Raw genomic sequence first — 25,695 nt, 5'->3', positions numbered from 1 at the left:
TACTTAATTGTGGCGTTTAGCAGTAACAAACTAACTCTCTATTCAATCCTGCATGCAGCTTATTGTCTCGCCCGAAAATCCCCTGGAGTGGATCGCCCTGAAAACAAATATGGTTCCCTTGCCACTGCTGCACGCACAAATATTTCCGGTTGTTTCTAAAGCGGTATTGGAGGCAGCAGATGCCGGTGTTTTTGAGGCGGTCGAAAAAGGGTCAGATACGGCAGAGGCAATTGCTACAACTTGCCAGCTAAATCCGAAAGCCGTTCGGGAATTATTGGGTCTCTTGACAGCGCTGGGCTATTTTACCTTTAAGGGCGGGAAATTCAAGCCGACGGCTATGGCCCGTAAATGGATGACCAAAGCCAATTCAGACTCGGTTTATGGGATGATGATTTTCAATAACCGGGTTATGTGGGACTGGATGAACCACCTGGGAACGTATCTGCGCACGGGTGAAGGCATTCAGTACCACGACAATCTGACTACCGAGCAGTGGGGGTATTACCAACGCGCCATGCTGGCTGCTACCAGTACGGAGGCGAGGGAGTTTGGTCGCCGTGCCTATGTCCCTAAGAAGGCAACGAAAATGCTGGATATTGGGGGCGCGCACGGGCAGCATTCGGTGGCTTTGTGCAGACGGATGCCCGACTTGCAATCCACTATTCTGGACCTTCCCCAGGCCATCGAGCAGTCGGCTCCTTTGCTGGCAAAATTAGACATGGGGGGGCGGGTTCGGCACCAGGCGGGCAACGCACTCACGGATGATTTTGGCGAAGAAACGTACGATATTGTGCTAATGTCGAGTCTGGCGCACCATTTCACGGATGAACAAAATCGCCTGGTTACCCAAAAAGTAGCCAAAGCATTGCGGCCCGGCGGCGTTTTCATTATCAACGAATTTATCCGGCCAGAAACCGGCAATAAGCCCGAATTAGTTGGCAGTAGCACCGATTTATACTATGGTTTAACCAGCGCAGCGGGCAATTGGAATATCACCGAAATTTATAGTTGGTATCAGAGCGCAGGACTAAAACCGTATAAAGTGAAAAATTACCTGAGTATTCCGGGACGAGCCATGGTTATCGCAAAAAAATAAACAGCGATAGACTTGTGAGTCAGTTTACTAAGTTGTAATTTTTCGCATCGGTTTTCTTAATCTACTCTGAAAAGTAAGCCTCTTGTGAACCTAGAAAACGCAGGGGTAAGGCAACAAAAATGGGCGTGGGCGTTAGCCTCCGCCCACTTTCATTAATGCGTCTCGGTAATTACTAATTTCTCAATCAGCAAAATAAACAGGTGAATCACCTTGATGTGAACTTCCTGAATCCGGTCGGCAAAACCGAAGTGGGGAACACGTACTTCAACATCGGCAGTGCCCGCCATTTTACCGCCATCCTTACCCGTTAATAAGATAACTTTCATGCCTTTTTGGCGAGCCGCCTCCACCGCCCGAATGATATTGGCGGAATTGCCACTGGTGCTAAGACCTAGTAGCACATCGCCTTCGTTGCCGAGGCCTTCCAGGAAGCGGGAAAAGACAAATTCGTAGCCGTAATCGTTGCTAACGCACGAAAGGTGGCTCACATCCGAAATGGCAATGGCTGCCAGTGAACGCCGATCTTGGCGGTAACGACCGGAAAGCTCTTCTGCAAAATGCATGGCGTCGCAGTGGGAGCCGCCGTTGCCGCAGGAAATAATTTTTCGGCCACTCTGCAAGGCTTCGGCCATGAGGCGGGCGGCCAGTTCAATGTCAGCGATATTTTTATCGTCACTCAGAAAATCTTCCAGCACCGACCGGGCTTCGGTCAGTTCCTGGCGAATGGTATGTTCAAGCATTAGTGTTTGGAAATTTTAAATGCAACCGCCAAAACGGCTAAAAGCTGACGGTGTGTTCGTCAAATTTCGACCAAAGGTAAGCTTTTAGCACCAACGCTCCATCAAAGTACGAGTGTCCGGTAAGGCATATTCCAGCGAATCGAAAACGAAGTCAGGGACGTATTGTAGGTGAGGCGACTTAACTGGCTGTCGCTCATGCGGAGCATCTGGCGGAGGTCAACAAAAAGATTATGCTTCAGCATGAACGAGAGACGCAAATCACCGTACGAAACAAGCGTTTCGCGCCCCTGGCCGATGTGGTTACCCAGGTCACTTACCCGCGAATCATACGGCAAAAGCAGATTCCCGCCGTAATTGCGAATACCAGCGTCGGCACCATAGCGCATCAGGCCAAAAATGCCCGTGAGCATCCAGCGGTTACGAGGTTGGTATTTCACGATGGCCAGTCCCTCGATAAAATTGGCACCCAGCGGGTGGGCCAAAGGCTGGTTGTAATGCACGTAATTGGTTTGCCCGGAAAAGTGCGAATAGGTGTAGGGCCGAGCCAGGTTCATTTCACCCTGAAGGTCGAGATTGGGAACTCCGAACGCGTCGATGTATTTTAAGCCTGTCTGAAGGGCAAATTTATTGGTCCAGGAACCTTGGCCGGCGGTTAAATCCTTGATCAAGAATTCATCGAGCATGAACTGGCCGTATACCAGAAAACGCCGCAGGAAATTCGCTTTGAAGTCGATCCCCAGCATGGCATTGTCGGCACTTCCCTGGTAGGATTCTACGAAGCGGTAGAGAATAATCGGATTCAGGTAATTGAGTTCGAGGCGATCGCGGCTGTAAACTTCCGATTCAAAAATGCCCACGTTAACATGATCGCCAATGTTGACGCTCAGGTGGTGAATGGTGGTGTATTTCTTGGGAAATATCTGATCTTGGCTGGTTGGAACCTGTGTATTCTGTAGTTCGGTGAACAGGTTGGTATACTGAAAACGCCCCAGCTTGGTCGTGAACTTCATGAATAGGTACGGCGCGCTGTTATCGGACAAAAAGAGGGAGCGGAAGCCGTTGCCAAAGAAATTGCGATCGTGGCCAAACTGTAAGTTGATAATTTTCAGCGCATTGAATGTAATGTAACCCCGTGCGGACAAAAAATCGACTCCATTTTTATAAGGCTTCGCAAAACCTTCGTTGGGAACCAGCGTTCTGCCCACGGCATAAGCCGCCTGATAAGCCTGAATGTTAACGGGGTAAGCCGCCTGATTATCCGAGAAATAGGTGTAAAAACCCAGCCGTTTCCGAATGCTGCCGCGAATTTCAAGCCCTCTGGAATTGATGTAAGGATTTTGTTTGATGGTCGAATTGTCGATTTCAGAACGGTTTCTCGTTGTTTCGAAGCTATAATTGAAATCAACGGCGGGGCTAACGTGGATGTCAAAATCGGGCGTTTCGGCACTGTAGACGTCGCTCTTTTTCTCGAAGAATACATTAAACAAGGGACGTTTGCTGTCGCCTCTGGGCGAATAATCGGAGCCGAGTTCCGATAGACGGGCTTTAGCCGCCGAGATTGAATCATTTAAGGATACGGGTTGAACCCATTCCCAGCTATCGTCGCGGAGATATTGTAAATTAAAACGGTCGGCCCGCGACAAAGAAAGCGACGGATTCTCCAGAATGCTATCCGTTAACTGAATAATCTGGTGACGATTATAAGGCTTTATAGAGCTATGAAAACCTGTTGCCCAACGCCCCTGCTTAATCTCAAGTCGGTCAACAAGGTGGTAGTAATCAGCATTTAAGGGAGCTGTGGGGCTTTGTGCGTATGTGGTTACAGACACAGCACCCAGAGCAAGAATAAACAGACAGTAGATAAATTTCATATGGTGGGAAACATCAGCCAGTCATATGGCAGCAAGCTAATAGATAGTGTCCGAAAAATAACTATTCCGTTTGGATTATCCCGCAGGTCTCCCTTAAATTACCGTGAAAAACCAAACTATTGGTGTTCTGGAATTCCAGAACAAGCTAATCTAAACGAGCCCGCATGTTTGTATTTACCCAACAGCCTTCCGTTGCCAATCACTTTATTGCCGAACTACGCGATACATCTGTTCAGAAAGATCGGCTGCGTTTTCGCCGGAATTTAGAACGTTTGGGTGAGCTAATGGCTTACGAAATTTCGAAAACCCTGCCTTATCAGGTAAGCCGGGTCCAGACGCCATTGGGTGTATCGACGACCCAGTTACTAATCAAACCGCCCGTACTAGCCACCGTTCTGCGGGCAAGTTTGCCTTTTCATCAGGGATTTCTAAACTTTTTTGATCAAGCGGAAAATGCGTTTGTGGGTGCCTACCGGGGGTATCATACGCACGACGAAGGTTTTGAGGTAGCGATGGATTACATGGCTAGTCCGGATCTGAGCGGTAAAACGGTTATTCTGATGGACCCTATGCTGGCCACGGGTCGCTCGCTGGAGAAAGTGTACCACGCCCTGTTGCGGTATGGCATTCCGGCGCAAACGCACATCGCGGCGGTGCTGGCTTCCCCGGAAGGTATCCGTTACGTGCAGGAACAAATGCCGCAGTGTCATCTCTGGCTGGGGGCTGTAGACGACCGCCTGGACGAGCATTTTTACATTATACCCGGATTAGGCGACGCTGGCGATCTGGCCTTTGGAGAAAAGTTATAAAAAAATGGGCTCAGCATCGATAAACGCTGAGCCCGTGGTTCTTAAAAATACCAGTTGCTTAGTTCAACAACTCGTCAAACGTTAGCGAAACGTAGTAAACGGAGCCTACGTAAGCGCTTCCGTAAGCTTGGTAATATAGTTTTCCGCCCAGGTTGGTACCGCCCAATTTAACAATGGATTTCAGGCGGGATACTTTGTAGCTAACCTGTGCATCCAGGTTGCTGATGGCCGGAACTTGGGTATTTTGGAACAGCGGTATGCTGGTGTCGGTTGGTTGGTTCACCGAGCTTTCCCAAACAAAGCTGTCCTGGTGTTTGAAGCTGACATTAAAGCCAATTTTAGAACCGCCGATGTTGCGATTTCCTACCGATAGGTTCCAGCGGTATTTCGGTGTATTGAAGCTGGAGTACTGTACCTCCGCAGATGGCGTGAAATTGTTCAGCGTGTTGTTCGAAATATTACCACCAATCAGGAAGCCTTTCGGGAGTTGGTAGTCGACACCAACCGCCCAGCCCGAAGCTGTAATCCGTTCGCTGCTGTTAGCCGGAAATGAAAACGCTGTACGCGTGCTACCACTCAAAACCCCTGTTGATACAGGAAGCTGCCCTGGTGCTACAGAGGCGGTAGGTTGCAGTAAAACTACACTACCGATAAAGTCAGTATAGACGCTGTAATAATAATAAGCATCTATAAAGAGCTTTTTGCCGAATAGACCCCGATATCCAATTTCATAGTTCGCCACGCGTTCTGGCTTAAATTCTTTCGGCTGGTAAGTCTGCAACGAACCCAAATTGGCGTTGATGGCTAGAGCCTGCGCAATAGCAGATCTATTAGCTTGGATAGCTCCAGGTAGCTGTGCCTGAATAGCTCCTGGTAATACGCTGTTTACACCATTTTGAATGGCAGTTGTTGCCCCAGCAGCCGGAATCTGTCCAGCCGCCACCGCTGCGTTGACCTGTGCCGTAACCTGTGCTGTAACCGCTGCTGTGACCTGTTGGGTAACCTGCTGAGTGATCAATGCTTCTGCTTGGGATATTGTTGTAGGATTAGCAGCAGCTTGCAGAACAGCGGCTCCAAAAGCCGCAACAACTGGTCTTGAGTACGAATTGGTCAGATTGTACCGTGTAACGAATTCAGGTAAACCACCTACTAAACGGGCCGCTGGTGTTTGCAGATCAATGTATTGGTTCTGCGTCGTCGGAATGCGGAAACCAGTTTGGTAAGAGAGGCGAATGTTATGGTCGCCAAACGTCGTCACGGCGGAGATACGCGGCGTAAACTGCCCTTTAAAGTTCTGGTTTTTATCGTACCGAATTGAACCTGTCAGTTTGAGGTGATCATCCAGGAGCGTCTTGCTAACCTGAGCAAACGCACCGTACTCGTTGATGCCGATCCGCCCGTTGCGTCCTTCGGCCTGGTCAGCAAAAAGCGTTCCGTTTGACCGTAGTTCGTACATCCGGTAGTTGGCACCAATCAGGAAATCCGCAAACTTGATCTGCTCTTTGAAATTGTAAAGTCCTTCAACATGGTACATATTGGACTTGTCCGAGAAACCCCCACCGCCCTGGCTGATTGGAGTATCCCGAACTCGATCCAGCAGAGAAGTAAAGGCTTCCGTTCCGGGCAGAGGACGGCCCTGATCCGCTACGCCCCGTGCCGTTTGGTGCGCTGCATCTTCAGATTGGCCAGCTCCCCGAGCCTGCGCAAACGCTCCAGCGTATTGCCCAAACCAAGTTGTGCTAGGCTTCCAAGCCTCGTTCATGGCAACACCAACTAAACCAGCCGCGTAGGACTTACCCGAGCGCTCCTGAGTAGTGTAGGCACGGAGCGTAAAATTGTCACCGCGGAGTTCGAGTTTAGCCTGAGTCAAGGCGAAATCCCGGAGCGAGTATCGGCTCGCGCCCGTGTAAACCGTTGTACCAAAACCATAATTAACCTGGGCGATGGCTTCTACCTTTTCGGACAGCCGGTAGTGAACGGCCCCGTTAAATTTGAAGCTTCTGGTATTATAATCAACCAGACTCTGCTCAATATACCCTGTGCGGCTAATGTTACGGTCGGGGAAAAGCGCTAAGGCAGCGGCAGGGAGCTGTCCGCCAGTGATGAGCGCCTGGCCCACTGAGCGAATATTAGCCTGGGCTTCGTCGCCGTAGATATTGGTCCCGTCGTAGTTGAGATTGACACCGGTTCCTCGACCAGGGCCAGGATTGCCGCCCAGGTTCAGGTTGTCGTAATTGGTTGCCTGCCAGTCTTTGGCCTGGATGTAGGAGAAGTTCACTTTAAAGGCCAATTTATCGTTGAAGGCCTTGGCATAGCGAATGGAGGCGTCATAAAATCCCGTATTGGTCTGGTCGCGGTTGTTAGCACTCATGATGCCCGTTTTGACGTTAGCGCTAAGACCCTGATAACGGAATGGATTTTTGCTCGTCATCAAAATCAAACCGTTGATGGCATTAGGGCCATATAGCGCTGAGGCCGCGCCGGGCAGTAATTCAACGCTTTCCACATCCTGTTCGGGCATCCCGACAATGTTGTCAATCGGGAAGTTCAGACCGGGCGCGGAGTTGTCCATGCCGTCGATCATCTGCACAGTGCGGGGGTTACCGGTCGAGCCGAAGCCGCGCATGTTGACGGATTTGAACAAAACTCCCTGCGTCGCCATATCGACCCCTTTGAGGTTGGCTAAGGCATCGAAAAAGTTAGGCGCTGGTGAGTTCTGGATGGTACGAATGTCCATTTTCTCGACGGCCACCGGCGATTTCATTACGGACTCTTCCACCCGCGACGCTGATACAACGACCTCCTGACCCAAGATGGCCTGTTCGCTCAGTTTGATGACCAAATCGGTAGTGGTGGTAAGTACCATTTCCTGCGTCTGATAACCTACCATAGACACAACAATCGTTACGGGCGGAGCTGCTGACATAGACAATGAAAAAGCGCCTTTGTTGTCCGTAATGGTACCAATCTGTCGTCCCTTAACGGCCAAGCTGACACCCGCCAGCCCCGTTCCGGATTGGTCATCGACGATTTTCCCCGCAATCTTAGTCTGTGCGAGTGCAACTGTACTCATTAACAGACATATAATTAACGCTAATGTATTGTTAGTAAAAGGTTTAATCATGGTAATGCCATGTGTTTTTAGTATGAACATTCATTTTGGCTTCAAGTAGTGAATAAGGGTTAATATTTACAAGTTTTTCTGGGAAAGTTTATAGGCATTTCAGGCTAGATCTTACTATTAAAAAATCTGGTTCCTAAGGGATTTGATTCTAGGCTCAACCTCATAGTCTGTTGAATAATAAAAGCTAACTTTTTCGGGCATTTAGAGCCAATACTTGTAGATTGTGCAGTCAACGTGACCAATAATGAAAATCGTTATAGAAAAGCGTAATTCTATTATTTATTAGAGATGAGTCAAACATACGTAGTAATCATGGCGGGTGGTGTCGGGACGAGGTTCTGGCCCTTCAGCCGTACAAATAATCCGAAGCAATTTCACGACGTTCTAGGTACGGGGAGAACGCTTCTGCAACAAACCGCTGATCGTTTTGAAGGCATTTGTGATAAAAGTGCAATCTATATTGTAACGAGTGAAGAATACAAGGATCTCGTTAAAGAACAGCTTCCGTTTCTTGACGACGACCAGATTTTGCTGGAACCCGTCCGGCGCAATACGGCCCCGTGCATTGCCTATGCTACCTATAAAATTGCCGCCCGCGACCCAAATGCAAACATCGTTGTGGCTCCCGCCGATCACATCATTCTAAAGGAAGAAGAGTTTAGAAGCACGATTCGGACGGCTTTGCAGGCAACGGATTCGCACGACATTCTAGTGACTCTAGGTATTCAACCAAGCCGGCCCGATACTGGATACGGGTATATTCAATACCTGACGGAGTCGGAAGGGAGCGTGAAAAAAGTGAAGACGTTCACGGAAAAACCGCATCTGGAATTGGCGCAGCAATTTCTGGATAGTGGCGAGTTTGTCTGGAACGCGGGCATCTTCGTCTGGAACGTAAAATCCATCAACAAAGCGTTTGATACCTATCTTCCCGAAACCGCGGAGATTTTTGCTGAGGGAACGCCCTACTACTACACGGAGCAGGAACAGCCGTTCATTAATAAGGCTTATTCGCAGTGTAAAAGCATTTCCATCGATAATGGAATCATGGAAAAAGCCAATAATGTACATGTTGTCCTAAGCGATTTTGGCTGGTCAGATCTGGGTACCTGGAAGTCTTTGTATGAAGTTTCCGAAAAAGATGCCAACTCAAATTCAACGGATGGCAAGCTGATACTTTATAATACTACGAATTCAATTATTAAAACGCCAAAAGATAAGCTGGTGGTTATTAATGGGTTGGATGGGTTTATTGTGGCTGAATTTGATAATGTGTTATTGATTTGCCGCAAGGAAGAAGAGCAAAAAGTAAAAGAATTTGTGGCCGATGCCAAAGAGCATGGTACGCAATTCGTGTAGCAGCTTCATTCCCTTTCAGCGCCGCAGTGTTGTCAATTTGGCTACGCTGCGGTTTTTTATTTCCAACGGATCAGTTGGGGCAACGGAGGCTACGCCGATAGAAGCTGCGTACGAGGGTAAATGTGCGTTTCAGCTTAATCTGAGCGATAATGTACGTATCCTTGTTGGATGGATTTCCGCGCTGGTTTCCCGCCTGGTTGGGAGGTAAACCTAATTCGGGCCGACGGTCGGAAAGTGCCCGGGCAACGTCAGAAGACAGCGCATCCGGATTGGGATAGACCGTGCTGACATCGTCTAAATAATCACTCAAAAGATAACCCATACTGATGTCGAGTTGGAGGAGGTATCGCTTATTGAGTTGGTGAGAAATCACCAATCCAGCCGGCAAAACGACTGGTGTTCGGGAATAAGCAACGCCTTCTGTCTGGTAAGGGGGGAGGGTTAGCCAGCTTTCGGCATACTGGGCTTTAGTAATCAGGTACGTGAATCCAGCGCCCAGATAAAGGCCTACATTCCAGTTGGGTTTGGCAGCCGGAGGGAAAAGGCTCACTTCCAGTCCGAGGTAGAAATCTGGATTACGCGAACGAAAAGAAAGATTGTTTTGGTAATTCGCGGTTTTAGCCTGATCACCCCGAATTTGGTAAAAACGGGCTTCTGTACGCGCAGCCAAATGAGGCAAAAGTTGGTAATAGGCCCCGACGCTGGCGGAAGGCCCCAACATAATCTGTCCCGGTGTCATGCTGCTGGATAAATCGCCCCCGTAGCCCGCCACGCCTAGTCCTGCCGAAACCGAAAGCCGCTCATGTTGAAATTTTTCGGATTGAGCATGCGTAGCGGTTACTGATAAAAGCGAGAACGCTACCCCGCCTAAGGCGTTGACAACCCAATGATTCATCGAAGAGAGAAAGGCTACTTAGTTTAGCAATAGATGAGCAAGGTAACTTTTTGGGTTTGCATCTACAATTTTGCCACAAAAAAAGTCATCCTCCATTCCAGAGGATGACTTCAATGGGTAAGTATAAATTAGTTAGCCGATCTAACGGAACTAGCACCGGATGTATGTGACTGGACAGAAGGTGAACCTTTGTAGTTAACGCTGCTGGCACCACTGGCATCGGCTTGTAAACGGCTGGTCGCAAAAACCTGCGCTTTACTCGCTCCGGATGCTTCCACCGTGGCGCTTTCCAGTTTAAGATCAAACGCTTTCAGAGAGGCTGCGCCAGACACTTCTCCATTCAAGGTTTTGGCTTTGCCTTTCAGCGTAGCGTTTGACGCACCAGAAATGTCGATTGACACTTGAGAGGCATCCACATCAATCGTAGACGAAGAAGCCCCGGAAATATCAGCGGTGAAGTCACCCATGTTCCGAAAGCCCGTTACCGTCGATTTGGAAGCCCCCGAAAATGAGACACCGGACAGATTAGGCATCGTAATGGTGAGCGTAACGCGTTCGTGTCGGTTGTTTCCGAACGAGTTGTTCTTGTAACGAATACGCAATGTTTTGTTGTTACCGATGCTGGCATCCAGGTCCTCCAGGTCACTTTGCCGACCCGAAGCCGTGATTTTATAATTGCTGCCTTGTGTAACAGTAATGACAAAGGCGCTGCCTAAATCCAGACGGTCAAAATTGCTGAGGGAAAACGTGCGGGTTTCTTCCTGTAAAATGCTCATTCGGGTGCCTTTATTGGCAGGGCAGGCTGTAAAAGCCATCGTTGTCAGAGCAGCCAGGCAGAAAACTAAGAAGCGTTGAATGGTCAAAAGCGTTTTCATGAGTTTGTGTGATTGCGTTGACGTAAAGATGTATGAAATAGACTGAAGGTTGCACGCCCTTTGATTATTGAATGTCATTCCGTGATGAATTGCCATTAACCTTGCTGGCACCGCTGGTATTAGCGTTCAGATCAGTTACTTCGCCAAAGTCAGCTTTACTGGCGCCGGATGCCTCTACGTTTGCCCGTCCAACGCGGCTGGCGGTGGCGTCAAGTTTGCAAGCGCCCGACAGATCAGCACTTAAATTGTTGGCGCGACCCTGTAAAGTAGCTTTGGAAGCCCCCGACAGATTTACTTTTAACCGATTCACTTTCACGTCGATGAGCGAACGGCAGGCACCACTCATGTCTACATCCAGCGCTTCCAGGTTCTCGAAGCCGGTAATGCTGGCTTTGGTTGCACCAGAGAATTGAGCTGATTTTACGGTTGGCATGGTAACCGTAATGCCGATTCGTTTACGATCGCGCCACTGAAACAGGCCGCTCTTGCGAAAGTCAACGTGGAGTTCACCACCTTCGACGCGCACCCGCAAATCGTTGATTTCGCTCTCGCGTCCATCCGCTACGACCCGAACGGTATCTCCCTGCCGAACGCGCACGATAAAGGCACCCCCAATGTCGAGTTTATCAAAATTAGGGACATCAAACTGGCGGTTGTAATCTCCCTTCTGGTCGAAATCATGCCCAAATTCTTCGCGCAATGCCTGACTAACGGCGTCGTCCATATCAAAATCATCATCATCATTGCGGTCTAAATCACGCGTTCCGTCAGCGCGCACCAGCCCATCCTGTTTGGTAAATTTCCAGAGGCTGTTATCCATCTGGTCTATTTCGCGCGAGCCAAATTCATTTCGGATATACCGGGCAAACGACTCGCTCATTCGGAATGGTTTTTCGTAAGGAATCAGCACCGTGATGTTTACTTCCTGGCCCCGAAATTTAGCGCCGGGCTTGATTTCGTACTCATTATCAAAGCGAATGGTCGAATCCTGAACAGCAAAGTTATAGATTGCGGCTTTGGCATTAGCCTGGGCATCCCTACGGGAAGAGCCTTGCGCCTGGAGCCGTTTTACCACCTGCCAGGTTGTACCGTTATACGCTTCCAGTTCAATTGAAGGTCGGAAAGACGTATCATCCAGGTCATTGATTGTAAAGGTAGGTGTTCCAGTAGGCGTAGCGACAACCGCTTCTTCCACAACTCCCGTCCGGCGAAAATCGCTGACAATGGGCGGAATCGTAGCCGCAATGCCAATTAAACTCAGGAACCAGATGCTTAGCAAGGTCAGATTAACCCGCGAAGAAACCAGTGTTCTTTGCGAAATCAGCGTGATACCCAGAATTGCCAGTGCCAGACCCGGAATGAAGATGGCGACAAAGGCGGCCAGAATCATGGGTACCGATAGCTCCTGCTGGATCAGTTCCAGTGGAAAATTGCCGGTTTCAATGCCTAAACCTTGCATGCCTAACCCCGTGCCGAGAATAGTCAGTGCCCCGATCATAATGGCACCGCCAACAAAAAGCAGCATCACCCCAACCAGAACGCGGACAACCGTGCCAATTCCCCAGGCCAATGGGCCCAGCGCGCGGCCCAGGCCACTAAAAACGGCTGATATCACCCGAAAAGGAAACAGAAGCACTTTAGTTAAAGCATTTTCGTTGCCTTCATTTTCGTCAATGTTCAGGCTGCGTTTGACGTTGTGTTCAATGTTCTCCAGCGTAATGGGCTGGCCTTTCATCTCCATTTTTTCGGTCATCGTTTTGGCTTCGGGAGAGATAATCCAAAGGATGATGTAGGCCAGAAAACCCGTACCGAACGCGAAAATGGCTAGCACAAACAACAAGCGAACCAGACCGGAGTCGATGCCGAAATAAGCCGCAATGCCGGAAGAAACACCACCCAGCACCTTATCATCGGGATTGCGATAAAACTTTTTTACACTTTTATCTTCTTCCAAAGTCGTGGAGCCCGGAAAAGCAATCCACATGGCGATATACAGGATGGTAGTGAAACCGGACAAACCGGCGAAAAACTCTTCACCGCTGTTGCTGGCTCCCGCAAAGGGCGGCAAGGCCAGGACCAGCGTCAGAAAGGCTAGCCGCACCCAAACCGGGTCGATGTTAAAATAATTGGCGATTCCAGAAGCTACCCCGGCAATCACTTTCCGGCGCAAATCGCGGTAAAGGCGGCGAGGGCCCCGGCCTGCTGTAGTACTGCGGGGTGGCACTTGCTGACTACCGTATCCAGGCTGGCTTTGGGGAGGCGCTTCAGAACTGGTTGTTTTGCTTTCGGGGCGTTGGCTGGCACCAACCAGAATTTCTTCTTCTTCCACCGCCACGAAGTCGGCCACGGTACCCATCGAGCGAATCAATTCGTTGACATCGTCAAGGGTAACGGCCTGGCGTGGAGTGCCTAGTTTTTCTTCACCTTTCAGCTTGTTGTGGAGCTTTTCGGCGATTCGGTTCTCAATGTCGGTGATGATTTCCTGACTATCTTCGTAGGTCGAAAAATACTGCTGAATGGACGCCAGATAACCTTTTAGCTTGTCGTAGCCGTCTTCCTCAATGTGGAAGATGACGCCGCTTATATTAATACTGATGGTCTTTTTCATGACTGTTGAACGGAAAGTGTCAAAAACGAGGGTTTAGGTTAGGCATTGGATGTGTAATCGTTCGGGGCAGCGGGTTCCGGTTGCGTATGGCCATTGGTAACGCCTTTTTGCTGGCCGGTTTTGCTGACAATCTGGTTCACCGACTTTGCCAATTCATCCCATGTATCGTTCATTGCTTTCAAAGAGGCCTGGCCTACTTCCGTCAAAATATAATATTTACGGGGTGGCCCCGAGGTTGATTCTACCCATTTGTAATCGAGCAAACCAGCATTCTTCAGTCGGGTCAAAAGCGGGTAAAGGGTGCCTTCTACAACCATAATGCGGGCTGAGGTCAACTCATCCAGCATGTCGGAGGCATACACTTCTCCCCGCGAAATGATGTGCAGGATGCAGAATTCCAGGATTCCTTTGCGCATCTGCACTTGTGCATTTTCAATATTCATAGCCTTACATGACTGTTAGTAGTTTGTGGGGAAATGCCTGAGTGCCTGTCTTTTTCATAAGTCATGGGTCTGTTCATCGTATTTGTTGTTTCGCTTCCAGACGCTCAGGCATTTCTACCGATTAATGATTCAAAGGTACAAAAAGGTACTATGCAATGCAAGGTACTTTATAATTTTATTTGCCTTGTCGGGATGAGTGGGTTAAGAGCGGAATAAAAGGTATAAAACTTTGATAAATGGAATTAACTTATTTTGTACTTTTATAGACTTTAGCGAGCTACTCTATTACTTTTTAAGGATGAGATATTGTTTACTGTTTCTTTTTCAGTTTGTTATAATTTTTTCCTACGCTCAGGCTTTACGCTACGGCAATGAATGGATCGACTATAATCAGACATACTATCGCATCCCAGTTACCCAACAAGGGCTCTATCGTTTAACGACTGATGATCTGCGCCGGGCGGGCTTGCCTGTTAGTACCATTGACCCAACCACCCTACAGCTTTTTCGACGCGGTATTGAACAAGCCATTCTGGTCAGTGGGGAGTCGGACCGAAAACTAGACGAAGCGGATTACCTACAATTCATCGGCACGGGAAATGACGGTCGGCAGGATTCAATTCTTTACCGGCCAAGCAGTGCCCAGCCTCATGCCCGCTATAGCCTATTTTCCGATACGGCGGCTTATTTTCTGACCTGGCGTACGGATGGAAAGGCGGGTAAGCGCATGGCGGTAATTAATGAAACAAACCAGACCAACCTAACGCCGGAAAGTTACCACCTCGCGGAAAAATTGCTGTTACTGACCGACGAATACAGTTTCAAGGATTCGGAAAGCCTCGTCAGTAGCAAGCAGGTTTATTTTGAGGAAGGCGAGGGCTGGTCAGGAATTTTGCGGCAGAAAGGCGTAGCGGCTGACCATACCCTTCGGCTGGACAATTGGCTGCGAACGGCCCCTGTAAAGCCTGAAATGGAGGTTTTACTAAATGGACGCGATAATTTCCCCCACCTGGTTGATGTATCCGTTGGGGCCAGCGGGGCTTCCAGGCGACTACTCGGCACAGCGACTTTCCAGGCCTTTCAAACACCAAAAATTAAAGGCCAGCTAGAGCCCACCGACCTGTCAGCCGCTAACGACATTACGGTTTCTACCCTTTCGCGCGGAAGCGCTGAATTCGACCGGTATTCAGTTAGTTATATTCAAATACGTTACCCGCAACATTTTAATCTGGCTGGTATAAGCCAGCAAACGTTCAATCTGCTGAAAAACCCGCAGGCGCGTTCGTATCTTGAATTGACCAATGCCCCGGAAAATCTGGCTTTGTTTGACGTTACAGATCCAACAGCGCCCCGGCGTCTGACTTCCGTTCGGACAGGAACAACCGAGAAAGTGGTCGTACCCGGCACAGATGCGGCTCGGCAACTTTGGGGAACGGCCACCGTGCTAAAACCCGTAAAACTGGAGCGTATCGTTTTTCGGAAGCTGGACCCGGCAAAGCCAAATTACCTGATTATTTCGCACGAACAACTCATGAAACCGGCAGGCTCAACTCCCGATGCCGTTCGTGCGTATGCAGGCTACCGTGCTTCGTCGGCGGGTGGTCGCTACGATACACTGGTGGTTACCTTTCGGGAGCTGGTCAACCAGTTTAGCTTTGGCGAACGTACCTCGCTGGCGATCCGCCGTTTTGCCGATTACATGCTGAGCAGCGGCTCAGCGACGGGTGGGCGAGACAAGTTTCTGCTCCTGATGGGCCGGGGAAATATGCATTATCCAACCCGAAAAAATGCGCTTCAGGATCAACTTGATTTGGTTCCGACGGTGAGTTATCCCGGCTCGGATGTATCGCTGACGGAAGGGCTGGGCGGCTCGCCGAATTACATCCCGGCCATGCCCACCGGACGGATTAATACGCTCCGGCCGCAAGAGGTCATTCAGTATCTGAATAAAGTAAAGGAGTTTGAAAGTACACCCGCCAACGCGGCCTGGCGGAAATCGGTTCTGCACCTGAGCGGAGGTCGGTCGGCCTACGAGCTAACCGCTTTTCGAACCATTATGGATGGGGTCAAAAATACCGCGACGGCGCAGTTCCTGGGGGCAGCCGTCACCACGCGGTCTAAAAAAACCGACGAGCCAGTCGAGCGGATCGAGGTGAGTGATGTGGTTAATCGGGGTGTTGGGTTGATCACGGCTTTCGGCCACTCGTCACCCATTGTCATGGATACCGACATTGGTTATGCGTCCAATCCAACGTATGGGTACCAGAATAAAGGCCGTTATCCCATGATGTTTTTTAACGGTTGTGGCATTGCCAACATCTTCTACGGAGCAACCAACAGCCTGAGCACCGACTGGCTGCTAACCCCCGACAAAGGAGCCATTGCCGCGCTGGGGCACGGGTATTCGGGCTACGTGGGCCAGCTGGATAATTTCACGCGTGTCTTTTACGAAACTTTATTGGCCGATAGTGTCTACCTGAGCCAGCCAATTGGGGTGGTGCACCGGGAGGCTTCCCGCCGGACCTTGCAGCGTTTTCCGAGCGATATGGATATTGCCAATATTCAGCAAATGTTGTTGCAGGGCGATCCGGCGTTGCGCATTTTTCCCATGCCGAAAGCGGACTTTCAGCTTACACCGGAGGGAGTTAGTCGAGCGGGCGATCCAGCGGCTAAAGATTCGGTGCGGTTAAAAGTTGAAATTGGCAATGTCGGGCGCTTTAACAGCCGGGAACTGGCCAGCCTGACGGTCCGGCGGCTGTTGCCGGGTGGAAGCTACCAAACGCTTACGCAATTGGCGGGTCGGCCGGTGGCTAATCGGGACACGGTGATTATTGCTTTCCGACCGGCTGCCGAAGCGGGAAAAATCAGCTATGAGCTGGTAGTTGATGCCGAAAAACGCGTTGATGAAATGGACGAGACCAATAATTTGCTCGTTTTCAGTGCCGAATCAACCACCAACGGGTTTGCAGTAACCTTACCGAGTGCAGGTGATCGCTTTCCGCCCGACCGCCTGAACCCACTGCTGGAAGTTACTTTTGACGGCATGCGCATTGCCGATGGAGCCATTGTTTCGGCCAATCCGTTAATCCAGGTAAATTTGCTGGACGAGGATCGGTACCGCATTCGACAGGATACGGTTGGAATCGATGTACTACTCAAACGGCCTTGTCCATCCTGCAATTTTGAGCGTATTTATCTGGGTGGTGATGAGGTTGAGTGGAGGCCAGCCGGGAGCGACAATCGATTTACGCTGAATTACCGCCCCCGTAACCTCAGTGAAGGCGTTTACACCTTGCAAGTCCAGGCTGCCGACGTGGCAGGCAACAAAGCGGGTGCATTGCCTTATCAGATTCGGTTTCGGGTAAAAAATGAAGACAGTCTATCGGTTGCGCAGGCCGCGCCAAATCCGTTTTCAACCAGCACACGCATTCGGTTTGTTTTGTCGGGGAAAGAATCGCCCGGTGACGGCCAAGTCGTGATTCACAGCTTAACTGGGAAAATGGTCTGGAGGTCGGTCCAGCCCGTACGCATTGGTGAAAACCTGTTCGAGTGGAACGGAACCGACCAGGATGGGGCGGCCTTGCCGGCAGGGCTTTACCTGTATCAGCTCCTTTTACCCGACGGCCGGAAGCAGGGCGGTCGCGTTGTGCTTATCCGTTAAAAATTGAACAGACCCGACTTCGGTAGGCTGTGAAAAAGCGAGAGGGCGAATAACCAGATTAGCCAGCCTTTTATCCGGGCAAAGGCGATCTGGTTATTTGTTTGGGATAACCAACCCAGCAATCCGGTGACGAATAACGTTGTAGCCGGGAAATAATACCGGTAATACAAGTGATACATACCGCTCTGCATCAGGTCAAACTGAATCAGGTATAGACTGATAATCAATACATAATAAACAAGTCCAATCATCCAGATGAGCTGAATAAAAGGCGTAGGGCGTTTCAACGGCGGGGATTGGTAAAGAAGCTGAACGATTCGGGCCAGAATCGCGAACTGCAAAACCGTAGTGATGGCAATCGTCCAGAAGCCAGCCGAAAAAAACGCTACTCGTTTACTATCCCAATCCCGAATAAAGAACAAAAGCTCCTGAGCCGTGGTCAAAAGCACTTCCTGTAGGCGTTGCCCAAAACCCGCCCACCGAATGAGCAGAAAAGGTTGGGACGCCGTTACCTGGGGTGCTTCATGCAGGTGTTCATACCACATATAGCCTACACCCGACAGAAAAATGCCACCCGCCGTGACCGTGAGCCAAAGACGCTGCCTGAGCGAAATGGGAAACGTTTTAAAGAAAGGCACCGGACGACCGGCTAACAGCGCAAATAGAGCCAAAATCCCTACTGAAAACAAGCCAATATACCGGAAAAGAAAGAGCCCGTAACCAGTTAGGAATAAGCCCAAAAGCACCCAGCCTGTCGGTTGGGTTAGGTAACGAAACAGAAAGTAGCTAAAGGCAACGCAGGTCGTCAGAAATGCCGTTTCCGACCAGGTGCAACTGGCCATGTGCACAAACGTGCTGCTCAAAATAACCAGTCCCACCCAGGGAGCCGCCCGGCGAAAAATCCGGCTAAAAAGGACCAGTAAGCTAGCTATCGCCAGTAAATTAACCGCCTTAGCTGACAAATCAACAGGGATGGTGGTAAGCCACGAAAAGGCCACAATTAGGGCTGAGTAGGCAATCGGAAAAAAGGTATTGAAAAGCGTTTGCCCTTTATAATCAATGTAATAGCCTTGACCGTTTTTTAAATGCTCCGCCGCATCTACGTAAATCCGGGAGTCAGGCGTGGAAAAAAAGGCCGGATTGTCGGCCACCTTCAGCGCGACTACTCCGACAAGTAGGAAAAATAAAAGAAGTAAGTAAAGACGAGGCGAGATCATGCGGCAAGTAGCTTACTAATCCCAGCATTCCATGAGCAGCAAATCGCCTTTCGCATACCGGATGCGGACAAAACCATCTTCGGCGGCTTCGTTGCTGGAGCCGGTTCGGTAGCCCAGCGTCAGCGATTCATCGTGAAGGTTGTATTTCAGTCCCTCAGTCTGAAGGCCATCAACTTGCCCCACCGGAATCAGCGAAATCGGTGTGCCTTTGGCGTACCATTTTTTAAAAGAGCCATTCAAGGGCGTAATTTTCGAGTAATCATCCAGCATCACAATCTTAATCTGCTCTTTGTAGCGGATGATGTTGGTCATGTTCGTGATGGTATGGTCGGCGCGGCGACCCGTTGCCCAAACGATATTTACTGCCGGGAAGCCCCGTTCAATCAAGAATTCGATGCCCTTGTCCAGGTCGGTTTTGTTTTGGTCGGGTGTATGGACAATCTCAAGGGGATATTGCTGCGCGCGAACCAGCTCAAAATCGGGATTATCATCGAAATCACCCAGCCAGGCGTCTACCTTAAAGCCCAGATCCAGCACCCGCCAGATGGCATTGTCCAGCACGGCCACAAACGGACTCCATTCGAGGAGTTGGCCCAGCAATTCTGGATCGCAGCTTTCGCCGTTGGCAATCAATAAGGCGGGTTCCTGCTTTTCACGAACGATATGGTGGGATGACATAAGTCAATGAGCGAATTAGTGATTGAGTGAATGAGCGAATAAAGCGCAGCCAGCGATTTATGCCCAAAACGATCTAGCTTACTGTTGCTTAACTACTTAATAATGCGTTTTATTTTCTTTTTCGATCCACTCGGCAAACACGTCCCAGGCTTCATCGCGAAGAAGTTGCTGCTGGGGAATCGTGCGCTGCTCGCGGTCTTTTTCCAGTTCCTGGTAGATAAAATGATCGTCGAAACCCGCTTTGGCCGCATCGGAATGAAAACAACCAAAAAAAATCTTTTCTGGACGCGCCCAGTAGATGGCCCCGAGGCACATGGGGCAGGGTTCGCAGGAGGTATAGAGCGTGCAGCCTTCCAACTGAACACTGCCCAGGTTGCGACAGGCATCCCGAATGGCGACCATTTCGGCGTGGGCGGTGGGGTCGTTGGTAGCGATAACCTGATTAAAACCGCGCCCCACAATCTGGCCATCTTTAACGATTACAGCACCAAAAGGCCCCCCTTGCCCGGCCTCCATGCCTTCCCGCGCCAGTTGGATGGCTTCGCGAATGGCCTCTTCGTGTCCTATCATGTCTTTCAAGGTTGGATTTACGTTAAATAAATACGCTGCAAATTAAGAGCTACCCAGCGGCTTACCTAGAATATTTAGTGGATTGCGCCGAGAAACTTAGTACTTTTGCGAACTCTTCAGCCTTCATCAATACGTTTAGAGGGTTTTCTTAAAGACAGGACTGACAAAGTGTAATGCCGAAAAAAGGCGTTCTCTGCATGCTTTGTTGTTAGAAAAAAATCTAAGCAGCTTCTTTATTGATAGTCAATTAATTAGTGTAATCAAGCAGTAAATTGTCGGTTTTAATTATCAAATTCGGTACGGCTTCCATAACGAGCGCCGATGGTTCGTTGAATGAAGCGGCCATTGCTACCATTGCCGGACAGGTGGCCCAATTGCACAAGCGTTACCGCATCGTCCTGGTTTCGTCGGGGGCGGTGGGCGCCGGGCGTGGACTTATTCACGGGTATCGCGGCGAAATCGCGCAACGAAAAGCGGCGGCGGCAGTCGGTAACCTGTTGTTACTGAATACGTATAACCGTTATTTCTCGGAATACAACATTCCCATTGCCCAGACCCTTTGCGAGCGGCACCACTTTGCCAACCGGGAGCAGTTTCTACAGCTGAAAGAAACGGTTCAGGAGCTTTGGAAAAATGGCATTATTCCCATCGCCAATGAAAACGACGTGGTGAGCGACCGGGAGTTGAAGTTTTCGGATAATGACGAGCTGGCCACCCTGATTGCGGTCGGGTTTGGCGCTTCCGATCTGATGCTCTGTACGTCGGTAGGTGGCTTGCTGGATGCAGACGGAAAAATCATTCCAACCATCGAGCAGGTGGATGAGTCTATCTTCAGTCTGGTGCGTAACGAAAAGTCAGCCCTGGGGCTGGGTGGAATGGCCTCCAAGCTGACGTTTGCCAAGCTGGCCACGCGCATGGGCATTCGGACAACCATTTTCGGGCTCAATCAGCCGGATGGCATCCTTCGGGCGCTGGCTGGCGAGACCGGAACGCATTTTCTGCGGCAGGAAGGAACGCAACCGGCCAAACGACGTTGGCTGGGGAGCGGTAGCCTGACGGCGGGTCGGATTCGCATTGATGCGGGCGCTGTTTCGGCCCTGCAACGGCGAAATAGCTTACTGGCCGTAGGGGTACAGGCGGTTGAAGGTGACTTTACGAGGGGTGAGGTTGTGGAAGTATGCGACGAAAAGGGAAATGCCGTGGCGGTTGCCCGCGCCCGTTTATCGTCCGAAATCATTGAAAAAGAACGCGGTATGCCCAACATCGAAGTGGCCAATGCCAATGATATTGTGATTCTATGAGTATACATTCTTTACTTCAGCAAACCCAGCAGGCTTCGGCGGCGGTACGGGCGCTAAGTGATGCCACAAAAACCCACCTGCTGAATCGGCTGGCTGATCTGGTGCAGGACAATGAAGCAGTTATTCTGGCAGAAAATGCGAAAGATCTCGACGCTTTGCCCGATACCGATCCGAAGAAAGACCGGTTATTATTGACCGACAAGCGAATTGCCGATCTGGCCAACAGCCTGCGCGAAGTGGCCCAACTGCCCGATCCGGCGGGGCAGGTGCTGCTTGAGCGAGAAATTGAGCAAGGATTGGTGCTTCGGAAAGTGGCGGTGCCGCTGGGCGTAGTGGGCGTTATTTACGAATCGCGGCCCAACGTGACGCTTGATGTAGCCTCGCTTTGCCTGCGGTCGGGGAATGCCTGCGTCCTGAAAGGCGGGAAAGAAGCCCATCACTCCAATTTGGCGCTGGTGGCCTTGATTCACCGGGCTTTACAGGAGTTTCAGGTGCCCGAAGCTGCCGTTCTGCTGTTGCCGCCGGATCGGGCCGTGGTCAATGACTTACTGACTGCAACGCGTTACGTGGACATCATTATCCCGCGTGGTTCCGAAAGTCTGATTCAATACGTTCGGAAAAACTCGCTGGTACCGACCATTGAAACAGGGGCGGGCGTTTGCCATACCTACGTAGAGGCTAGCGCCGATGTGGAAAAGGCGCGGGATATTGTGGTAAATGCCAAAGTATCAAGGCCCTCCGTTTGTAATTCGCTGGATTGTATTGTGGTTGATGAAGCCATTGCGGCTACGTTTCTGCCTTTGTTGGTGACCGATTTTACCAAATGGAACGTGGAGGTTTTCGCCGATGATGCGGCTTACCGAATCCTGTGCGATGGCGCTCATTACCCAAATCTGAAACACGCCCAGCCGGATGATTTTGGTCGGGAATTTCTGGATTATAAATGCGCGGTTCGGGTGGTGTCGGGGCTGGACGAGGCATTGACGCACATTCAACTGTTTTCGTCGCGTCACTCGGAAGCCATTGTGTCAAAGAACCAGGCGGCCATTGATCGCTTCCTGAATGAAGTGGATGCGGCGGCGGTATACGCCAATGCGTCGACCCGTTTCACCGACGGCGGGGTTTTTGGGCTAGGTGCTGAAATCGGTATCTCGACCCAGAAATTACACGCCCGGGGGCCATTTGCCCTGGAAAAGCTGGTTACCGAAAAATGGATTGTTCGGGGCGATGGCCAGGTGCGCTGGTAACTAGAAATTACCCAGGCTCGTGCAAAAATGCCTATAGATTAATACCGTAACTGTAAAATGATTAGTTTTCGTGAAACCTTGCTGCTGCTTATCTCAACGCCGCTGTACGTTGTGATCATTGGCCTGGAAATGCTGCTGAGTCATTGGCAAAGCAAGCATTTTTACTCCCTGAAGGGGACGTTGCAGAACGTTTACCTGACGGTTTTGAACATGAGCGTCGATGTGTTGTTCCGAAGCATTTACGTCGCTGTTTTGCTCTGGTTTTTCCAGTACCGCCTTGTTGATTTTAAGGAATCCTGGATGTATTGGATTGGGTTGCTGTTGCTGGAAGATTTTGCGTTTTACTGGCTTCATCGCTTCGATCATTACTGCCGACTGTTTTGGGCGGTGCACGTAACGCACCATTCCTCGGAAGAATTTAACCTGACCATCGGCTTTCGGTCGTCTGTTTTTCAGCCGCTCTACCGGTTTTTGTATTTTATTCCGATTGCCTGGTTAGGGTTTCAGGTCGAAGATATTCTGTTCATGTATTCGGCGACGCAGATTTACGGCATCATTATTCACACGCAATACGTGGGCAAACTAGGCCCTCTCGAATGGATTTTTGTAACGCCTTCGCACCACCGCGTTCACCACGCCTCCAATACGCGCTATCTGGACCGGAATATGGGCATGACGCTCATTATCTGGGATCGCTTATTCGGTACTTTCGCCGAGGAAGTGCCCCAGGACCCGGTGCGTTATGGCCTGACAACCAATGTGGCTGACCAGTCGCCGACCAACTTGGTTTTTCACGAATGGAAGAAGCTAAGCAAGGATTTACGGAAACCCGGTCCATTGAAACAAAAACTAAAATACCTGTTTCTGCCGCCGGGCTGGAGCCACGATGGCAGCAGCGTAACCGCCGAAGAAATGCGGCGACAGGAGGGCTTGCTTTAATTTTAATCGATTATTCGGTTCGGGATTAGGGCTAGATAAAAAACAATTAGCTTTATTTTTGCCGTTCACACTCTGATTTCGATAAACTTTTGAAACTCTGGCAAAAAGAAGGCTCCGCCGGTGAATCGATGGATGCCGCAACGATAGAACGCTTTACGGTTGGCCGTGATCGCGAAATGGATCTTTACCTGGCTCCGTTCGACGTAGCCGGAAACCTCGCCCACGCAACCATGCTCGAAACCATCGGCCTTTTGGAAAAAGATGAGTTAAGCGCAATTCGCCAGGAACTGAAAGCCATTTACGAGCAAATCGGTGCCGGTAATTTCACGATTGAGGACGGGGTGGAGGATGTTCACTCGCAGGTAGAACTGATGCTGACGCGCAAGCTCGGCGACGTTGGGAAGAAAATTCATAGCGGACGTTCGCGCAACGACCAGGTGCTGGTTGACCTCAAACTGTTCACCCGCGACCGGCTCTGGAAAGTGGCTGAAGCGACAAATCAGGTATTTGACCGCCTGATTCAGCGTTCGGAGCAGCACAAAAATGACTTACTGCCGGGATATACGCATTTGCAAATTGCCATGCCGTCGTCGTTTGGCCTTTGGTTTGGCGCTTATGCTGAAGCCCTGGCCGACGATATGCTGACGCTACAAACAGCTTTTCGGCTGGCAAACCGGAATCCGCTGGGATCGGGTGCGGGGTATGGCTCGTCGTTTCCACTCAATCGCACCATGACAACGGAGCTACTCGGCTTTGAGGGAATGCACGTTAACGTGGTGTATGCCCAGATGAGTCGGGGCAAGACGGAGCAAACGGCGTTGAATGCCCTGGCGGCGGTGGCGGCTACGCTCTCGCGCATGGCGATGGACATTTGTCTGTATAACAGCCAGAACTTTGGTTTTCTGACTTTGCCCGATGCGTTGACAACCGGCTCAAGCATCATGCCGCATAAAAAAAATCCCGACGTAGCGGAATTACTTCGTGCCAAAACCAACCGCCTGAAAGCGCTGCCCATGGAGGTGACGCTGGTGATGAGCAACCTGCCTTCGGGATATCACCGCGACATGCAAATTCTGAAAGAAGTGCTGATGCCGGCCTTCGACGAAATCCTGGATTGTCTGGAAATTACGGCGTTCATGCTGGAACGTTTACAGGTAAAATCCAATTTGCTGGATGATGCCAAGTACGATCTGCTGTTTAGCGTCGAACGAGTCAATGAGCTGGTCTTGCAGGGCGTGCCTTTCCGAGAGGCGTACCGGATTGTTGGTAAAGAAATCAACGAAGGGGGCTACCAGGCGTCGCGCCAGCTAACGCATACGCACGAAGGCAGTATCGGCAATCTAGGCAATGAGCACATAAAGGCGTACATGGAAGAAACCGTGCAAGGCTTCGGCTACGAGCGGGTAAAGACGGCCTTTCAGCATTTGCTGGATTAAGATTGACTTCTCCCATTCATAAAGCCTCTGCCTTGTCGGGCGGGGGCTTTTGCTTTTAGGCTTGATTGACCTTACAATAAAAGGCAGGTGTTCTTTTTGTCGTTTATCTGGAAATCTTGTAACTATAGTTTTACTCAGATAAATCCCTTTAACCCAATGAAACGCTGTTTGCTAAGTTTACTGATAATGACTTTAGGTTATGTAACGGCAGTAGCCCAAACCAAGCAGGGAAAATGGAGTGCTGGCCTTCAGGTGGATCCTTTTAGCCTTTCTCGAAAGTCATTCCCAAAGGAATTATTTACCCGCACAACACCGACGATCAGCTATTTCCTAGGACGTCATTTTGAGGCAGGCTTAGGTATGCCAATAACGTACGCGAAAGATGAAGTGATGCTGAATAAACAACTAGCTTACCGACGAACACTTTCCAGTATTGGTTTCAGTCCCTTCATGCGCATTTATTTTGGCCCTGGAAAGTTTCAGCCTTATGTGGGTTTTAGCTATGCATATGCCGCATCGAGACATAGGAGCCAATATGGAGAAGTAGATACTCTTCCTCCTGCCAGGAAAGGCCACGCGAATGTGTGGAGAGGCTCGTTGGGATTTAATTACTTTATTAAACCCAACATTGGTATCAATGTCGGAGTAAATCGCAACTGGTCTAAATTTAAAACAGATATGGATCAGTGGCCATTCTATTTTTGGTACCAGGAAAATAAAACAACCTTCACCTTAGGAGTCCAACTGTTGTTTGGCGGGAAGGCGAAGGTAGAAAACTAAGCAGCCCGCAATTTTATTGCAAAAAAAAGCCTAGAGATTGCTCCCT

At 50.0% G+C, this 25,695-nt stretch carries 19 protein-coding genes; 9 read left to right on the top strand and 10 right to left on the bottom strand.

The genetic code is table 11. From position 1 onward, the window contains the following. Nucleotides 1-52 precede the first annotated feature (52 nt). Nucleotides 53-1,096, top strand: a complete 1,044-nt coding sequence (locus tag L0Y31_RS04800; RefSeq protein WP_234735998.1) for a class I SAM-dependent methyltransferase — start codon at nucleotides 53-55, stop codon at nucleotides 1,094-1,096. Nucleotides 1,097-1,248: 152 nt separating this feature from the next. On the opposite strand, the gene lpcA is transcribed toward L0Y31_RS04800, so the two are convergent. Together lpcA and L0Y31_RS04790 are read right to left on the bottom strand one after the other, a co-directional pair. Further along, nucleotides 1,249-1,836: a D-sedoheptulose 7-phosphate isomerase gene (gene lpcA, locus L0Y31_RS04795; protein WP_234735997.1), complete on the bottom strand. Its 588-nt coding sequence runs from the start codon at nucleotides 1,834-1,836 to the stop codon at nucleotides 1,249-1,251. 101 nt (nucleotides 1,837-1,937) lie between these two features. Further along, entirely contained in the window at nucleotides 1,938-3,707 is a 1,770-nt protein-coding gene (locus L0Y31_RS04790) for a hypothetical protein (RefSeq protein ID WP_234735996.1), read from the bottom strand. A gap of 164 nt (nucleotides 3,708-3,871) precedes the next feature. On the opposite strand from L0Y31_RS04790, the gene upp reads away from it, so the two are divergent. After that, on the top strand, nucleotides 3,872-4,516 hold the full coding sequence (gene upp, locus L0Y31_RS04785; protein WP_234735995.1) for a uracil phosphoribosyltransferase: 645 nt from the start codon (nucleotides 3,872-3,874) through the stop codon (nucleotides 4,514-4,516). Between the two features lie 58 nt (nucleotides 4,517-4,574). Here upp and L0Y31_RS04780 read toward each other — a convergent pair whose 3' ends face one another. Further along, nucleotides 4,575-7,589 (bottom strand): carboxypeptidase-like regulatory domain-containing protein, encoded by a 3,015-nt coding sequence (locus L0Y31_RS04780; protein WP_234735994.1) that lies wholly within the window; start codon nucleotides 7,587-7,589, stop codon nucleotides 4,575-4,577. A 339-nt stretch (nucleotides 7,590-7,928) separates the two neighbouring features. On the opposite strand from L0Y31_RS04780, the gene L0Y31_RS04775 reads away from it, so the two are divergent. Then, the gene (locus tag L0Y31_RS04775) at nucleotides 7,929-8,999 is read left to right on the top strand and encodes a mannose-1-phosphate guanylyltransferase (protein ID WP_234735993.1); all 1,071 of its coding nucleotides are present in this window, start codon (nucleotides 7,929-7,931) and stop codon (nucleotides 8,997-8,999) included. 70 nt (nucleotides 9,000-9,069) lie between these two features. Here the strand turns inward: L0Y31_RS04775 and L0Y31_RS04770 are convergent, their stop codons facing one another. The 4 genes from L0Y31_RS04770 to L0Y31_RS04755 form a co-directional block, all read right to left on the bottom strand. Continuing rightward, on the bottom strand, nucleotides 9,070-9,894 hold the full coding sequence (locus L0Y31_RS04770; RefSeq protein ID WP_234735992.1) for an outer membrane beta-barrel protein: 825 nt from the start codon (nucleotides 9,892-9,894) through the stop codon (nucleotides 9,070-9,072). 128 nt (nucleotides 9,895-10,022) lie between these two features. Then, the gene (locus L0Y31_RS04765) at nucleotides 10,023-10,769 is read right to left on the bottom strand and encodes a head GIN domain-containing protein (RefSeq protein ID WP_234735991.1); all 747 of its coding nucleotides are present in this window, start codon (nucleotides 10,767-10,769) and stop codon (nucleotides 10,023-10,025) included. 64 nt (nucleotides 10,770-10,833) lie between these two features. Beyond that, complete coding sequence (locus tag L0Y31_RS04760) at nucleotides 10,834-13,377, bottom strand: PspC domain-containing protein (protein ID WP_234735990.1); 2,544 nt, start codon at nucleotides 13,375-13,377, stop codon at nucleotides 10,834-10,836. A gap of 38 nt (nucleotides 13,378-13,415) precedes the next feature. Then, nucleotides 13,416-13,820: a PadR family transcriptional regulator gene (locus L0Y31_RS04755; protein ID WP_234735989.1), complete on the bottom strand. Its 405-nt coding sequence runs from the start codon at nucleotides 13,818-13,820 to the stop codon at nucleotides 13,416-13,418. Between the two features lie 298 nt (nucleotides 13,821-14,118). Between L0Y31_RS04755 and porU2 the strand changes: the two genes are divergently transcribed. Then, the gene (gene porU2, locus L0Y31_RS04750) at nucleotides 14,119-17,481 is read left to right on the top strand and encodes a putative type IX secretion system sortase PorU2 (protein ID WP_234735988.1); all 3,363 of its coding nucleotides are present in this window, start codon (nucleotides 14,119-14,121) and stop codon (nucleotides 17,479-17,481) included. Here the strand turns inward: porU2 and L0Y31_RS04745 are convergent. From L0Y31_RS04745 to L0Y31_RS04735, 3 genes are all read right to left on the bottom strand, one after another. After that, nucleotides 17,478-18,698: a hypothetical protein gene (locus L0Y31_RS04745; RefSeq protein ID WP_234735987.1), complete on the bottom strand. Its 1,221-nt coding sequence runs from the start codon at nucleotides 18,696-18,698 to the stop codon at nucleotides 17,478-17,480. The two genes, porU2 and L0Y31_RS04745, sit on opposite strands and share 4 nt — an antisense overlap. Before the next feature lie 15 nt (nucleotides 18,699-18,713). Continuing rightward, the gene (locus tag L0Y31_RS04740) at nucleotides 18,714-19,376 is read right to left on the bottom strand and encodes a thiamine diphosphokinase (RefSeq protein WP_234735986.1); all 663 of its coding nucleotides are present in this window, start codon (nucleotides 19,374-19,376) and stop codon (nucleotides 18,714-18,716) included. A 96-nt stretch (nucleotides 19,377-19,472) separates the two neighbouring features. Continuing rightward, nucleotides 19,473-19,946: a nucleoside deaminase gene (locus tag L0Y31_RS04735; protein WP_305067604.1), complete on the bottom strand. Its 474-nt coding sequence runs from the start codon at nucleotides 19,944-19,946 to the stop codon at nucleotides 19,473-19,475. Nucleotides 19,947-20,218: 272 nt separating this feature from the next. On the opposite strand from L0Y31_RS04735, the gene proB reads away from it, so the two are divergent. The 5 genes from proB to L0Y31_RS04710 all read left to right on the top strand — a co-directional run bounded on the left by proB (nucleotide 20,219) and on the right by L0Y31_RS04710 (nucleotide 25,649). After that, the gene (gene proB / locus L0Y31_RS04730; RefSeq protein ID WP_234735985.1) at nucleotides 20,219-21,247 is read left to right on the top strand and encodes a glutamate 5-kinase; all 1,029 of its coding nucleotides are present in this window, start codon (nucleotides 20,219-20,221) and stop codon (nucleotides 21,245-21,247) included. Beyond that, complete coding sequence (locus L0Y31_RS04725; RefSeq protein ID WP_234735984.1) at nucleotides 21,244-22,494, top strand: glutamate-5-semialdehyde dehydrogenase; 1,251 nt, start codon at nucleotides 21,244-21,246, stop codon at nucleotides 22,492-22,494. The genes proB and L0Y31_RS04725 overlap by 4 nt, the downstream gene beginning before the upstream one ends. A gap of 57 nt (nucleotides 22,495-22,551) precedes the next feature. Next, nucleotides 22,552-23,433, top strand: coding sequence for a sterol desaturase family protein (locus tag L0Y31_RS04720; RefSeq protein ID WP_234735983.1), 882 nt, complete (start codon nucleotides 22,552-22,554; stop codon nucleotides 23,431-23,433). 89 nt (nucleotides 23,434-23,522) lie between these two features. Further along, nucleotides 23,523-24,869 (top strand): argininosuccinate lyase, encoded by a 1,347-nt coding sequence (gene argH, locus L0Y31_RS04715; protein ID WP_234735982.1) that lies wholly within the window; start codon nucleotides 23,523-23,525, stop codon nucleotides 24,867-24,869. A 156-nt stretch (nucleotides 24,870-25,025) separates the two neighbouring features. Then, entirely contained in the window at nucleotides 25,026-25,649 is a 624-nt protein-coding gene (locus L0Y31_RS04710; protein WP_234735981.1) for an outer membrane beta-barrel protein, read from the top strand. Nucleotides 25,650-25,695: the final 46 nt, after the last annotated feature.

It is taken from the genome of Tellurirhabdus bombi, assembly GCF_021484805.1.
GTDB lineage: Bacteria > Bacteroidota > Bacteroidia > Cytophagales > Spirosomataceae > Tellurirhabdus > Tellurirhabdus bombi.
Note: the sequence above shows the minus strand (reverse complement) of the source record. Positions and strands in the feature narration are given on the sequence as shown.